The sequence below is a fragment of the Geobacter anodireducens genome (assembly GCA_001628815.1).
GTDB classification, from domain to species: domain Bacteria; phylum Desulfobacterota; class Desulfuromonadia; order Geobacterales; family Geobacteraceae; genus Geobacter; species Geobacter anodireducens.
Genome location: CP014963.1, coordinates 2,187,691 through 2,200,711, shown reverse-complemented (window position 1 = coordinate 2,200,711; position 13,021 = coordinate 2,187,691). Strand labels below are relative to the sequence as shown.

At 62.4% G+C, this 13,021-nt stretch carries 7 protein-coding genes and 1 CRISPR repeat array; of the genes, 2 read left to right on the top strand and 5 right to left on the bottom strand.

The genetic code is table 11. The annotated features are described in order from the left end of the window. Positions 1-62 precede the first annotated feature (62 nt). Both A2G06_10045 and A2G06_10040 read left to right on the top strand, forming a co-directional pair. The gene (locus A2G06_10045) at positions 63-983 is read left to right on the top strand and encodes a subtype I-E CRISPR-associated endonuclease Cas1 (protein ID ANA40574.1); all 921 of its coding nucleotides are present in this window, start codon (positions 63-65) and stop codon (positions 981-983) included. After that, complete coding sequence (locus A2G06_10040; protein ANA40573.1) at positions 964-1,269, top strand: type I-E CRISPR-associated endoribonuclease Cas2; 306 nt, start codon at positions 964-966, stop codon at positions 1,267-1,269. Before A2G06_10045 ends, A2G06_10040 begins: the two co-directional genes overlap by 20 nt. A 74-nt stretch (positions 1,270-1,343) precedes the next feature. Beyond that, positions 1,344-5,522: a CRISPR direct-repeat array (repeat unit 29 nt; unit sequence GTGTTCCCCGCATGCGCGGGGATGAACCG). Between the two features lie 194 nt (positions 5,523-5,716). Here A2G06_10040 and A2G06_10035 read toward each other — a convergent pair. The 5 genes from A2G06_10035 to A2G06_10015 form a co-directional block, all read right to left on the bottom strand. Further along, complete coding sequence (locus A2G06_10035; GenBank protein ANA40572.1) at positions 5,717-9,628, bottom strand: laccase; 3,912 nt, start codon at positions 9,626-9,628, stop codon at positions 5,717-5,719. A gap of 119 nt (positions 9,629-9,747) precedes the next feature. Beyond that, positions 9,748-10,005 carry a hypothetical protein gene (locus A2G06_10030; GenBank protein ANA40571.1) on the bottom strand — a complete coding sequence of 86 codons (258 nt, stop codon included), beginning with the start codon at positions 10,003-10,005 and terminating at the stop codon, positions 9,748-9,750. Positions 10,006-10,270: 265 nt separating this feature from the next. Next, a complete protein-coding gene (locus A2G06_10025) occupies positions 10,271-10,624 on the bottom strand; it encodes a hypothetical protein (GenBank protein ID ANA40570.1) in 354 nt (117 codons plus the stop codon). A 17-nt stretch (positions 10,625-10,641) separates the two neighbouring features. After that, complete coding sequence (locus A2G06_10020) at positions 10,642-12,345, bottom strand: cytochrome C (GenBank protein ID ANA40569.1); 1,704 nt, start codon at positions 12,343-12,345, stop codon at positions 10,642-10,644. Then, positions 12,342-12,923, bottom strand: coding sequence for a photosynthetic protein synthase I (locus A2G06_10015; GenBank protein ANA40568.1), 582 nt, complete (start codon positions 12,921-12,923; stop codon positions 12,342-12,344). The genes A2G06_10020 and A2G06_10015 overlap by 4 nt, the downstream gene beginning before the upstream one ends. Positions 12,924-13,021: the final 98 nt, after the last annotated feature.

The window sequence follows — 13,021 nt, the reverse complement described above, 5'->3', positions numbered from 1 at the left end:
TCCCCCCGACCCCCCTTTCATAAAGGGGGGATTGACCCTGATTTACCAAGGAGGTGTCAGCAATGCAGCCACAGCTTCCTCCCCTTAAACCCATCCCGATAAAAGACCGCATCTCAGTTCTCTACGTGGAAAAGGGAAACCTCGATGTGCTTGACGGCGCCTTCGTGGTGGTGGACAAGACCGGCGTCCGTACTCATCTCCCCGTCGGCGGGGTGGCGTGTCTCATGCTGGAGCCGGGCACGCGGGTATCCCATGCAGCGGTGACGCTCGCCTCCCGGATCGGCTGCCTCCTCGTCTGGATCGGCGAGGCCGGGGTCAGGCTCTACGCCTCGGGCCAGCCGGGCGGGGCGCGGGCCGACCGGCTCCTCTATCAGGCGAAACTGGCCCTGGACGATTCGGCTCGGCTGAAAGTTGTGCGCAAGATGTACGCTCTCCGCTTCAGGGAAGAGCCTCCCGAGCGGCGGAGCGTGGAACAACTGCGCGGCATTGAGGGGGTGAGGGTTCGTAAGATGTATGAGCTTCTCGCCCGCCAGCACGGCGTTGCGTGGAAGGCCCGCAACTACGACCACACTCAGTGGGAGAGCGGCGATGTGCCGAACCGTTGCCTGTCATCGGCCACTGCCTGTCTCTACGGCATCTGCGAGGCGGCGATCCTGGCGGCGGGCTATGCCCCTGCGGTCGGTTTCATCCATACCGGCAAACCCCAATCGTTCGTCTACGACATCGCCGACATCTTCAAGTTCGAAACCGTGGTGCCGGTGGCCTTCCGGATTGCCGCCAAAAAGCCCCGGAACCCGGAGCGGGAGGTGCGGCTCGCCTGCCGCGATGCCTTCCGCCAGTCAAAAATTCTGCACCGGATTATTCCCACTATCGAACAGGTACTTGCGGCCGGTGGCATGGCGGTGCCCACGCCGCCGCCCGAATCGGTCGAAGCCGCAATTCCGAACAAGGAGGGGATCGGCGATGCTGGTCATCGTGGTTGAGAATGCGCCGCCGAGGCTGCGCGGCCGGCTGGCTCTCTGGCTGCTTGAAGTGCGGGCCGGAGTCTACGTGGGCAAAGTCTCGCGTCGGGTGCGGGAGATGATCTGGAATACCATCGTGCAGGGGATTGACGACGGTAACGCCGTCATGGCTTGGAGTACCAACACAGAGTCGGGTTTCGACTTCCTAACCCTCGGCGCCAATCGGCGAATTCCTGTGGAGATGGATGGAATCAAGCTGGTGTCATTCCTGCCGGAGAATGGAGCGCAGCAGGCTGCAGAACCATGACGAATCCGGTGAGAAAAGTTGGTAGGTTTGAGCTGTTTGGAAATCGCATGTGAATTCAATGAAGTAGAGGAAGTGTGTTCCCCGCATGCGCGGGGATGAACCGAAACGCGATAAAACCGGCGATATAGCGACGTAGTGTTCCCCGCATGCGCGGGGATGAACCGGCTAAAATTTGCGGCAACAACACCACCCTTGCGTGTTCCCCGCATGCGCGGGGATGAACCGGAAATAGACTGACTACAGAGATAATAAATGTAGTGTTCCCCGCATGCGCGGGGATGAACCGGAGGTAACAGAGAGATGAATTGCGAAAAATGCGTGTTCCCCGCATGCGCGGGGATGAACCGGGCGGCAGCAACGGGATCCTCTCCGCCATCATGTGTTCCCCGCATGCGCGGGGATGAACCGATTGCCAGCACTGTCAGAAAACCGATGACGACGTGTTCCCCGCATGCGCGGGGATGAACCGGAGGGGAAACCATTGCCATCACAGCTTAGAAAGTGTTCCCCGCATGCGCGGGGATGAACCGGGGGATTACACAATACGAGGTCGTCGTATCGTGTGTTCCCCGCATGCGCGGGGATGAACCGGTATATCGGGGTTGGGTAGTCAATTTCATTGCGTGTTCCCCGCATGCGCGGGGATGAACCGGCGCCCAGATCAAACGGATCATGGAAGAAGAGGTGTTCCCCGCATGCGCGGGGATGAACCGGGCGTCCTCGGCCGACTTGTGGGCTTTGCGGTGTGTTCCCCGCATGCGCGGGGATGAACCGCTGAACATGGACGTCAGGTCGATCAGGGGAGTGTGTTCCTCGCATGCGCGGGGATGAACCGCAAATTCCATAAGGGATATATACCAAACAGGAGTGTTCCCCGCATGCGCGGGGATGAACCGCTCCAGAAAGACCTTGATAAGTTCACCCGCGAGTGTTCCCCGCATGCGCGGGGATGAACCGGGCACCAACCTTCTGGGCGGCTCCTTTATCGAGTGTTCCCCGCATGCGCGGGGATGAACCGAGTCAAACACCGAACCCCCCATAAAGGAGACCGTGTTCCCCGCATGCGCGGGGATGAACCGGCGATGCGCAGGCCTTTGAGGGCCATGATGTGGTGTTCCCCGCATGCGCGGGGATGAACCGAGCGTTACCAGGGTGTCGAAGCCGTTGCCGAAGTGTTCCCCGCATGCGCGGGGATGAACCGGCTGCCCGGTTCGCCGCCAAGATACACAAGCAGTGTTCCCCGCATGCGCGGGGATGAACCGGTAACACCGTGCCCATGAGCGCGTTCCCGTGAGTGTTCCCCGCATGCGCGGGGATGAACCGTCTGCTCCACCTTCGTACAGGAACTGTGGGAAGTGTTCCCCGCATGCGCGGGGATGAACCGTGGGCGGCACCGTTATTTGTCGCGTCCCCACTGTGTTCCCCGCATGCGCGGGGATGAACCGTCTACGTCACCTATGTAATTACCGGTCGCCGCAGTGTTCCCCGCATGCGCGGGGATGAACCGCTCTCAGGCATTTCAAGCTGTTCCGCAATCCCTGTGTTCCCCGCATGCGCGGGGATGAACCGGCCCTGGCGTGGGCCGTCTCCAGGGTATCGTGGTGTTCCCCGCATGCGCGGGGATGAACCGGGGCATCCGGAAAAAAGCCGAGATGAACCAAGGTGTTCCCCGCATGCGCGGGGATGAACCGCCACACGCTGAGATTGGCCGGACGCTCCGGGAGTGTTCCCCGCATGCGCGGGGATGAACCGTCGGTTTATCGGTGCGGTTACTGCGGTGAGATGTGTTCCCCGCATGCGCGGGGATGAACCGGTTGATATCATACCCGACACCATCTGGGGGCTGTGTTCCCCGCATGCGCGGGGATGAACCGGTCGACAAGGTCCAGTGGGTGGCGGAGGGAGAGTGTTCCCCGCATGCGCGGGGATGAACCGATCAGCGGAGGGATTATGTGTGAATCAGCATAGTGTTCCCCGCATGCGCGGGGATGAACCGATGCTCCCGAGCCGCATCGGTGCCTTGTTCATGTGTTCCCCGCATGCGCGGGGATGAACCGCGTACATCACCGATGATGAGCGTGGCACCAAGGTGTTCCCCGCATGCGCGGGGATGAACCGGGTAGTCTGTGGAATTATCTTTTTCTGATATTGTGTTCCCCGCATGCGCGGGGATGAACCGTTACAGCATAGCCAGAAGCAACAAGGGACTTTGTGTTCCCCGCATGCGCGGGGATGAACCGGATAAACAACACGTTCGAGGACGCCAATAACAGTGTTCCCCGCATGCGCGGGGATGAACCGCAACTCATATAGCTTTGACTGCCAATAAGCAGGTGTTCCCCGCATGCGCGGGGATGAACCGGACGAAACAGCGACAGCGGAGACACCAGCGAGGTGTTCCCCGCATGCGCGGGGATGAACCGGGCGGTGAACTTTCCCCATTTGGGCCAGAGCTGTGTTCCCCGCATGCGCGGGGATGAACCGCCCCTGGCCTTGCCTTTAGGGTCCAGAGCGGCGTGTTCCCCGCATGCGCGGGGATGAACCGACGATCGAGCACCCCGCGGACATCATCGGTGAGTGTTCCCCGCATGCGCGGGGATGAACCGCCAGGTCTGGATAATCTTGAAGATGTCCCGATGTGTTCCCCGCATGCGCGGGGATGAACCGAACCCCGGCTACCAGGACGTGTTCTGGTGTACGTGTTCCCCGCATGCGCGGGGATGAACCGGCTGCCTCATCGGCCGTCTCGCGGGGTAGCCCGTGTTCCCCGCATGCGCGGGGATGAACCGGTCGGTTCGAGCCTGCGGCGGAAATCATCAAGGTGTTCCCCGCATGCGCGGGGATGAACCGAATTGATTCCAAAATAAAGGGGTACACTCCCCGTGTTCCCCGCATGCGCGGGGATGAACCGGGCCGATTGGGTGTTTGCATCCGGGGCAACCAGTGTTCCCCGCATGCGCGGGGATGAACCGCGTCGGAGCGGCTTCGCATTGAAATTGAAAGGGTGTTCCCCGCATGCGCGGGGATGAACCGCACTGGAAAGGACTCCAGATGCTCGGCGTCACGTGTTCCCCGCATGCGCGGGGATGAACCGCTGGGCGGTGATGATCGGGTATCGTTACTCGGGTGTTCCCCGCATGCGCGGGGATGAACCTTGTGTGGCTGCACGATACTGCCGTTGGCAAACGTGTTCCCCGCATGCGCGGGGATGAACCGTTGGGAACCTTGAGGTAAATGAGATTGCCAGCGTGTTCCCCGCATGCGCGGGGATGAACCGCTTGAAATACGCCCGGTTAATCGACAGCATTTGTGTTCCCCGCATGCGCGGGGATGAACCGGGAAATCGTTACGTGGAGGTTTTCACTGTGAGGTGTTCCCCGCATGCGCGGGGATGAACCGCGCAACATGGCCGGGGTCTATGGCCAGTACACGTGTTCCCCGCATGCGCGGGGATGAACCGAGCCGGTTGAGCTCATCTGCCACACCGCTGCCGTGTTCCCCGCATGCGCGGGGATGAACCGGGTACGTCTCTGGTAAACATCGGCCCGCAGCCGTGTTCCCCGCATGCGCGGGGATGAACCGATTCCGGACAAGAAGACCGCCACCGGGGCGGAGTGTTCCCCGCATGCGCGGGGATGAACCGCCCCGATGTCAGAAACGTGTTGCTCGTCAGTGGTGTTCCCCGCATGCGCGGGGATGAACCGACATCAGTGTTGCCGGAAAGGGCAAAGGCATCGTGTTCCCCGCATGCGCGGGGATGAACCGAAGTACCTCGCCGAGCAGAAGGCCGCCGCCAAGTGTTCCCCGCATGCGCGGGGATGAACCGCTCTCTCCCCCGGTAGCCACCATGAGCGGTAGGTGTTCCCCGCATGCGCGGGGATGAACCGGCCGGACAGCGGAGAAGAACCGAAACCGTTTTGTGTTCCCCGCATGCGCGGGGATGAACCGTGCGGGATGAAGTTGTGCCCGGGGCTGAGTGGGTGTTCCCCGCATGCGCGGGGATGAACCGTACAGGAGGCACCTGTGAGCGACGAAAAGACAGTGTTCCCCGCATGCGCGGGGATGAACCGAACACCCCGCCTGATCACCGGGGGGTCATCAGGTGTTCCCCGCATGCGCGGGGATGAACCGCTTGTCCCCCTGCTTTTCCAGCCAGGACTTTGGTGTTCCCCGCATGCGCGGGGATGAACCGCCGTTATGCCACATCAATCATGCGCCAGTTGTGTGTTCCCCGCACATGCGGGGATGCGGAGTTCTAGGGCTTGTGTCCACAGGTCGGGAGGGATGGCTTGGAGCCTGACGATGCATGTCTGCTTCTGGTGGCTCCATTCATTTCTGCAACGTGTAGTTACGGTGGCGCTCTTTGGAAACAAGAAGACGGCCCCCAGCATCGGGAGCCGTCTTCTTGTTGTTCAAGTCCGCGCGTCTACGGACGAGTTGTCGCTTCCTACCTGATCGTCAGGTTGTTGACGACGAGCGCGCCGTTGGTGATGGTGAGGACCCCTTGCAGGGTCGTCATGCCGGTGCTGGTGCCGAAGAGCGCATCGTACCCGCCGCGGAACGTTATGGTGCCGGTCTTGTTGAGGTTGACTGCAGGTTCGGTGAACAGGATCCCGAAGGCCTGGATGGTGTTGCCCGATGCTGCTGCAGTGAAGGCAGCCGCCAGGGTCGGATAGTAGATGGTGTTGATCCGGACCGGGTTGGTGGCTGCCGCGACGCCGGTGCCGCTCAGGTTGATGTTCGGCACGGGGGAGGCGGCGTCATTGGAGGCGATCTGCAGGTTTGCCGTCACGCTGCCCGCTGCCGTGGGGGAGAACGTTACGGTGAAGGTGCAACTGCTGGCGGGGGCGAGCGTTGCCGGCAGGGTGCCGCAGGTACCGTTCTGGATCGGGAACAGGGCCGCATTGGCACCCGACGGGGTGAATGCGGTGACCTGAAGGGGCAACTGGCCGGTGTTCTGGATGGTGAAGGTTCTCGGGGTAGAGGTAAATCCGGCGGTTACGTTGCCGAAGTTGGCCGTCAGCGGCGATACCGAGATTATCGGCCTGGAGATGACGGCCGTGTCGGCGGAGAGTATGTTGGACGCCGGTGAATCGCCGAGGGCGTTGTAGGCGACGACCCGATACCGGTAGGTGGTGGTCGAGTTGATGGCCAGGTCGGTATAGCTGGTGGCGTTCGCCAGGGCCGTCCCGATGGGGGCGAAATCGGTGCAGGCACTGCCGGTGCAGCGCTCGACCCGGAAGCCGATTTCGTTCTTCGGGTTGCCCAGGGTTGACGGGACGCTCGGCGGCGTGGGATCGGTCCAGTTGAGCACCACGCTGTTGACGGTGACGATGGCCGTGTTCAGGGTCGGCGCGTCCGGCAGGTTGGTGACGGGAATGAACTGCATGGGCCGCATCATGTCGTTTTCTTCATGGCTCAGGATGTGGCAGTGCCAGACGTATTCCCAGTCAAAGTTCAAGAGGCGGTTGATGTTGGGCGTTGCCCATGCCTGGCCGGTGGTCGGGTCGACCATGGAGAGCTCGGTGGTGTCGCCGAGAGGGGTTGCCGGGTTCAGCGGACGGAAGCTGTTGGGTATGCCGAACGGCATCTTGGGCTTGACCGGCTTCATGGCGACGATGGTGTCCTCAAGCGGACTGATCCGGACGGTATCCTTCCAGCCCAGTTCGGTCGGATCGGGCAGGCGGATGAAGCCGTCCCAGCCGACCCGGTTGAGCACCTGGACGTCGAAGAGGTGGAAGTGGACCGGGTGCGTGTCCACACCGTTGTGGGTGATTTTCCAGATCTGGATGCCGTCTTCCTGGAGCACTTCCGTTGCCGGGTCGCTGTAGGTCTGGACGATGAAGTTGACGCGGCCGGCGCCGGGGGTGATCAGCTCGAGGCCGAGGGCGGCGCGCATGCGGCCGTAGTCGTCGAAGGTCTCGCCCTGCTCGTCCTGGATCGCCTTGAACTTCATGGGCATGCCGCCTTTGGTGGTCTTGGTTGGATCCCAGGGCAGGGGCGTAGTGTCGGCAGGGTTGTACTGGTAGGTGGTGGACCCGTCGCTGCCGATGAAGTTGAGGACCTTGTCGTTGATGCGGGAGACGCCCCAGTTGGGCCACGAGGTGGGGAACACCCGGTCGTAGGCCTTGTTGTAGGCATCATAGGTTTCGGGGAACAGGAAGGCGCTGAAGACAGCGGGGTCGCCGGCGGGGTTCATGTTGCCCTGACCCACGATGATCGGGTCCTGTGATCGCTGGAAGACGCTGGGCTGGCCTCCGGAGTTGCTGCCCGAGGTGAAGGCTGCCTGCAGCGCGGTGAGGTTGAAAGGAGCACCGGCGCCGGCTGCGACGCGAATTTTCATGATGGTGCGGGTGTTGGGGCCGAAGCCGGCCAGCGTGGTGTCGGCACCGCCCATGGCGCGGTTGTCCGGCGCGCCGGTGTAGTAGTCGTAGTGGGGATCAATTGCGGGCCAGGGGGCAGGCGCGTCGTTGTAGAGGATCAGGGTCTGGCCGGCATACTGGGAGAAGTCGACAATCACGTCGGCCCGTTCGGCGGGGCCAAGTATGAGCGAGCCGCCGTTGACGTTACCGGCGTTAAAGGTGGTTACGTCGTTGTTCCAGGTGACCGGGTGGCTGGGGATGACCACGGGCTTGGGCAGGAAGCCGCCCTCGGTACCGATCATGACCCAGTCGGGACCCCGGGTGGTCCAGTCGGGGATGCCGCCGGGACGGCCGTCGGCCGGCCACGTGGCGGGCCAGGTCGGATCCGTCGAGTAGTCCAGGGCCGGAAGCATTTTCACTTCTGTCTCGGTGGCACAACCGCCGAGCGCCAGACACTTGGCGTCGGAGCCCGGCGTGGCGTTGGGGTCCACCGCCGGATCGGCCTTGTAGAGCTGCAGGTTGACGAACCGGTCATGGTTCGCGTTGAGGATGCGGAGCCGGTAGGCCTTGGGATCCACGTCGAGGACCGGATAGGCGGTGCCGTTGACGAGCGGCGTATCCATGAACGCTTCAGCTCCCCATGAAGGGTTGGGGGTGCTCGGAATCTCGGGGGGCTGGCAGAACTGGCCGTAAGGGCCGCCCAGCAGGCCCGGCGTGGTGGCGGGGTCGCCCGCCGGATCGCACGCAGCACTGTAGTAGGGGTTGGGGATCGGCTGGAACGGGTTGTTGGTGGCGGGCCAGAAATAGGGTCCGTAGGCCCAGCGTCCCATGGGTGCGATGCCGGTGATGTCGAAGGGGTTCTGGGCCGGCATGTAGACGTGGGGCCACCAGAGATCGCCCTTGACCGGGGTCATGGGACCGGTTCCCGTCCAGGGCTGGCTACCCCAGGCCCAGGTGGGGTCGGTGGCGACGATGGTGGCCGGATCAACGAAGGTCTTGTCTTCGATGACCAGCGGAAGCTCCGTGGAAGGGATGGTTCCGGCGGTGATCAGCTCCTGCTCCACTGCGTCCCTGATCAGGTAGCCGGCCGCTTCGCCCACGTAGACGTTGAGGCGGGTGATGCCCCAGGCGTGGTCATGGTAAAACAGCATGCGGGAGCTCTGCTGGTTGGTCCAGTAGTAGGTCTGGGCGCCGGGCCCCGGATCGGGCATGTCGGGGACGTTTTCCACACTGACCCCCGTGGGGTAGTCGGTCATCTCGCCGGCGGGGGTGATCCATTGGTGGGGGGTACCGTCACTGATCCAGGGGGTACGGCCGCCGTGCAGGTGCAGTTCGGCCCGGTTCTGGGTGAAGGTGCCCGACTTGAGGGCCGTTGCCTGCTTGGTGACCGGATCGTAGTCGATCTGGAAGAGACCCGAGCCCATGACCGTCTGGTCGACGGGGATGAAAAGGTTGCCGCCGGCGCCGGTGGGGAGCTTGTTGATGAACTTCACCCGCACGGGCCGGTCCTTCTGGGCAACGATGATGGGGCCCAGATGGCGCGGGCCGGGTGCCGGCGCCACGGTGTTGTTGGCGACCGTGCAGGGGTTGGCCAGATTCAGCGACGGATCGGTGCAGGCGGCTGTATTCGTGCCGTTGTTCACCTGCACGTAGCCCCGCAGGGTGGTGGGCGGCAGGTCCGTGTGCATCTGCTCCGTGTACTGCCGCAGTTCGATTTCGTAATAATCGGAGCCGGGGTAGGTGGTGATGTCGGGAACGGCCACGGGCAGGAACTGCCCCAGGTTGTTGGCGTTGCCGCTGCCGAGTCCCGGCAGGGTGTCGACGAATTTCCGCATGGGCGGGCTGTAGGCCCAGTTGGGCGTGGTCAGGTAGTCCGGTGTGTCGCCGGGGCCGATCGGGGTCTTGTCCGGCTTGAGAAACGCCAGGGCAGTGCCGGTCCCGGCCCCGAGAGCGACAATTGCTATGGCCGTGGCCAATAACATGCGTGCGGAAGTCATGATCGAATGTCTCCTTTGTGCTGGCTATAACCCGTCGAAACCGGGTGTGGCTGGCTTCAGGCTACTCAGTCATGCGGCAGTCCTGCAGCGAGCAGCCATAGGCTGCCGAGCTGGGGGTGTCAGTCCGTCGCACGCATGGTTGCGTCACGCACTTTGCGCAGTTCATCGCGTCGTTTTTTCGCATCTTCTCGCTTTTTGACCACGTTTCTCTGGGCCTGGGGCACCTTGCTGTCAGGGGCATTCACGTCATAGTGCGCAGGCTGTTTCTCCTTTGCGCGCTTGTGACGGGTCGCCTTGGACGGCTCAGCTCCCATGCCCGACGCGACCAGAACGCCGGAAATCAGCAATCCGGTTACTGCTCCCATCAGTCTTTTCATGACCTGTTCTCCTTTTCTGAAAAGGTGATACTCAACACGGATGTGGCGTCATCGAATCGGCTTTAAGGCACGGCTTGAACGGTTTGGCTTGGTTGGGTGTTCGGATTGTGTATCGAAAAGTATACTGCTCTGTATATATCGTGTAAACGGGTGACAGGTTTTTTGAGAAATTATTTGTTGTTAATACGCGATGTGGCTGATCGGGATGTGCGTCGGCAGCAGCGCTGCCGGTGGTGTCGAGGGTGGTCTTCCATCCGGCGTCGTTCTATCTCACCCTGTTGAGATCATCGATCTTTACGACGTATTCGTCGCCGATGCAGACGCACGCTCCGTCCAGAAAGGGATTGCCCAGGTCAACGGTGATTTCGCTGTGGTCGGTGATCTTGATCATCCTCCAGCCGCCCGGCTCGATTACGTTCAGATAATTGAACGACAGGGCGTTGCAGCGGGTCCCGCAAAGATCCCGGCCCACCTGCAGGTCGGCCCCGGAGCCTTCTGCGGGCTGGTAGCGGTAATCTTTTACGATGAACACCCGTTCCCCTTCATCCCCATGGCAGTGGCCGCAGGGAGGGAGTGCGAGGCTCAGGAGGAGCAGGGGGGCAAGCAGGTTTTTCAGCATGGCGTTCTCCCGTGGGGTCAGGGAATGACCCATTCGCTGCGTCGTTCGAGTTTGGGCGATTCTCCCTTGCCGAGCTGGACGATGTAGCACCCCTTGGATGCATAGCGCTGGCCCGGACCGAAGCTGACCCGCTCGTAGAGGGGATAGTACATGTCGGTCATCATGCCGATGGTGTCCATGAGAAAGTCCCGGTAGTATTCCGCCCGCATCTCCATGAATGCCTTGCCCAGGACCTCGGCGGCGATGAACGATTCCCGGATGATCTTCTGGTCGAATGACTGGATATCCTTGCCGGGCAATACCTTTTTGACGGCGATGTCGAAGCGGACGTCTTCCTGGGGCAGCCGGTAGGGGTAGGTCAGGTAGAGCCGTTCGCGCAGCGGTTCGGGGATGGTCCAGAGAGTCTTGCCCAGATAGGTGCCGGAGGCCAGGAGGACCGTCGGCTGTTCCTCCTGGCCTGCGGCAGCACCGGCCAGGGCCGGCAGGGCCGAATCGTCGTCCCAGACCAGCAGTGCCGCGGGGCGGTGGGTGTCGAGGATCTCCCGGACCCGCTTGTCCGTGAGGCGTTCCCCTTTGGGCAGGCGGATGTCGAGGGGGGCGGCGTGTCCGCTCTGCTGCCAGGTGGCGCGGAACCCATCGGCCAGGGTTTCGCCCTTGCGGGTTTCCCTGATGATCTGGACCACGGGGCGGCTGTTGAAGAGGCCGGCCATGCCGTTGAGGTAGCGGGCGGCGGCTTCTCCCTCCTGCCTGACGCCGCGTGAAAAGTAGAGCGTGTACCAGTCGGAGTCTGAAATCACCGGGTAGTCGACCACGGGGAAGAGGCTGGGGATGCGGTTCTCCTCGCAGAACCGGTGAACCGGCTCCCATTCCCCCCCGGAGATGCCCCCCAGCAGGGCGAATACCGGTTCATTGCGATAGTACTGGTCCAACTGGGCCCGCCAGGTCTCGGGCGGACCTCTCAGGATCCAGCGTGACAGGGAAAAGGTCATGCTGTGGAGGTCGCCGAGCATGTTGTACGCCATGCGCGCCACCCGGTAATTCTTCCGGGCGGCGAGGGCGAGGCTGTTCTTCCGGTCGATGCTGAACTGGATGGGGGTGAGCATCGAGTCCACTGCAACGGGGTCCGTGCCGTCCACGATGACCGTGGCGAACTTGATTTCCGAAGCGCCGACGCCCGGGGACGGCTTGTCGGAGAGCGCCTTCAGGTAGGCGATGAGGATCGCCATGTCCCGGTCCCCCAGCTCGTAGCGCGGCATCACGTAGAGCACCGAGCGGCCGGTGGGGTCGATCCCCGTGGCGATCAGGCTTGCCAGCGTTTCGTCGGTGTAGGCCGGCCTGACCGGCAGGTGCTTGGCATAGTTGGAAATGGAAGGGATGAATTCCGAGCCGGGAATGAACGGTTTGCGCTCCTGGTAGAGCACCCGGCCGTTGGTGGGGGGGGTCACCACCTCTCCCTCGAAGGAGCCGAGGCCGCTGTGCAGGTGGCAGCTCACGCAGGTGAATGCCGTGCCGTCCACCGGCACGTCTCCGCTCACGAACGCCTTCATGGGGGCACCCGAGGGGAGAACCCCCTCCCGGTACATCCGTTCGCCCAGACGCATCTCGTCGGGGGACAACGCGGCGGGCGGCTCCGCGGCACGGCCTGCCGCGGTCCCGCACAGCAGCGCGAGCAGCATGGCAACAGCGGAAAGTGCAAGACGTTTACCGGTCACGCAGATCATTTCAACCCCGCTTTGGTAAGTTCATTCATTAATTCGACGTTGCTGATGAGGCCGTAGATCCTCGTCCATTTGCCGTCGGCCGGCGAACGGATGAAGGTGAGGGGCTTGTGGTCCATTTTGTTGCGGAAGTAGGAGTTGAAGGCGTTCATCACCCGGTCGATGTCCCTGCGCGACCCCGACAGGAAATCCCACCCCGGCTTGGCCCGGTAGCGCGCGAGATACTCGCGCATGACTTGGGGCGTATCGTTCTCGGGGTCGATGGAGACGGACACCAGGTGGATCTTTTTCATGTCCGCGCCCAGTTTGGTCTGGAGATTGGTGTAGGTGGCGGAAAGGACCGGGCAGATGGTGGTGCAGGTGCCGAAGATGAAGTCCACCACCACGGGCCGGTTCGATTCGACGAGTTCCTTGAACCGGACCTTTTTCCCGTCCTGGTTGATGAGGGTTACGTCGGGCATGCTGTAGCTCTCTACGGAGCGCTGGTAGGAACGGGAGGCGCCGTTGGCGTGGCCTGCAAGGGTCAGGCAGACGGCAACGGCCAGGACGGGACGGAGAAGCAGGCTCTTGAAGGTACGCATGCAGGTGTCATGACCTCCTGATGGATGGAGTCAAAAGAATTACTGACAGGCTGCGATAGAATCACGATTGCGTAATAGCATAGCCGACGACTAGTGGT

Excerpts from the sequence above, each read along its gene's own strand:
- A2G06_10015 (ANA40568.1), bottom strand. The coding sequence starts at position 12,923 with ATGCGTACCTTCAAGAGCCTGCTTCTCCGTCCCGTCCTGGCCGTTGCC.
- A2G06_10035 (ANA40572.1), bottom strand. The coding sequence starts at position 9,628 with ATGACTTCCGCACGCATGTTATTGGCCACGGCCATAGCAATTGTCGCT.
- A2G06_10020 (ANA40569.1), bottom strand. The coding sequence starts at position 12,345 with ATGATCTGCGTGACCGGTAAACGTCTTGCACTTTCCGCTGTTGCCATG.
- A2G06_10030 (ANA40571.1), bottom strand. The coding sequence starts at position 10,005 with ATGAAAAGACTGATGGGAGCAGTAACCGGATTGCTGATTTCCGGCGTT.
- A2G06_10045 (ANA40574.1), top strand. The coding sequence starts at position 63 with ATGCAGCCACAGCTTCCTCCCCTTAAACCCATCCCGATAAAAGACCGC.
- A2G06_10025 (ANA40570.1), bottom strand. The coding sequence starts at position 10,624 with ATGCTGAAAAACCTGCTTGCCCCCCTGCTCCTCCTGAGCCTCGCACTC.
- A2G06_10040 (ANA40573.1), top strand. The coding sequence starts at position 964 with ATGCTGGTCATCGTGGTTGAGAATGCGCCGCCGAGGCTGCGCGGCCGG.